This window comes from Pseudomonas sp. SDO55104_S430 (assembly GCF_054070595.1).
Genome location: NZ_JBSVXG010000474.1, coordinates 1 through 1,317 on the forward strand (window position 1 = coordinate 1; position 1,317 = coordinate 1,317).

1 protein-coding gene is annotated in these 1,317 nt (G+C 62.6%); it reads left to right on the top strand.

The genetic code is table 11. The features are described from left to right. Positions 1-129: 129 nt before the first annotated feature. Positions 130-1,263 carry an AGE family epimerase/isomerase gene (locus ACW9JE_RS30770; RefSeq protein ID WP_457434915.1) on the top strand — a complete coding sequence of 378 codons (1,134 nt, stop codon included), beginning with the start codon at positions 130-132 and terminating at the stop codon, positions 1,261-1,263. Positions 1,264-1,317 lie beyond the last annotated feature (54 nt).

A 1,317-nucleotide genomic window follows, 5' to 3' on the forward strand; every position in this document is an offset into this window, starting at 1 on the left:
CACAGTGTTCCAGTCGCTCGCTCCACCCTGTGGGAGCGAGCCTGCTCGCGATGACGGCCTGACAGACACCACAAACCTCAGGCCTGTTAACATGTCGCGCAATCCACCCTGCCGTGACGACGCCAGCCAATGCCGCAAGCCTCCCGCTCCGCCTCCCAGCCTGAATTGACCGCCCTGTTCAGCGATGTGCAACAGCACTTCCTGAATGTGATCGTGCCGCTCTGGCAAGGTCCTGGCTGGAATGCCGACATGGCGTTACCTCATGAGGCGCTGGATGCCGAACACCGGCCATTGCCAGCCCAGCGTTATCGCGCCATGGCCTGTGCGCGGCAGCTGTATCTGTTTGCCAGCCTGATCGGTCAGGTGCCGGGCGCCGAAGAGCGCGCGGCGGCGCTGTTCCGCTCGTTGCAGCGACACTTCCACGACGCCGAACATGGCGGCTGGTTCTACAGCATCGACCCGCAAGGCGCGCCGCTGGACACCCGCAAGGACCTCTACACCCACGCCTTCATCCTGTTCGCCTGCGCCCACTACTGGGGCAAGGTCCGCGAACCGCTGGTGGAGTCGGTGCTCAACGCCAGCCTGGAAGTGATCGCCCAGCGTTTCGCCAGCGGCGACGGCCTCTATGAAGCCAGCCTCTACCGCGACTGGTCGTCCCTCCATAGCGGGCCGCTGCAAAACCCCTTGATGCACCTGGCCGAAGCTTTCCTCGCCACCCTGTCTGTTCGCCAAGACACTGCGGTGCAACAGGCGCTGGTCGAGTTATGCACAGCCATGCAGAAGCGCTTTATCGATCCGCAGAAAAGCGTGTTGATGGAGAAACCGCTGGGTGCTGTGGATAACTGGTTCGAACCGGGGCATCAGTTCGAATGGTATTTCCTGCTGGAGTCATCCGATGTGCTGCGCGGTTCGGCGCTGCACGCATCCCTGGAGCGGGCGTTTGCCTTCACCGAGCAACTGGGTGTGGATAAACAGACTGGCGCGGTACGGGCGATGCTCGATCTCGGGCCGGAGGGTGATTCGCGGGATGCGACCCAGCGTATCTGGGCTCAGGCTGAGTACCTGCGGGCCTTGACCTTGCGTCCGGACAGCGAGGCGGCGGTATTGCGTCAGTTGCGGGCGTTGCAGCAGCGTTCGCTGCATGCGGGGGGCTGGTATGAGTGCCGTGATGAGCATGGGGAAGTGAGCCGTCGGGACATGCCTTCGACCACGCCTTATCACCTGGCGACCTGTTATCGCGGGTTGGCCGATTATCTTCGCTGACTGACAGAAAGCATTCGCGGGCAAGCCTCGCTCCTACAGGTTTTGTGTGAACAC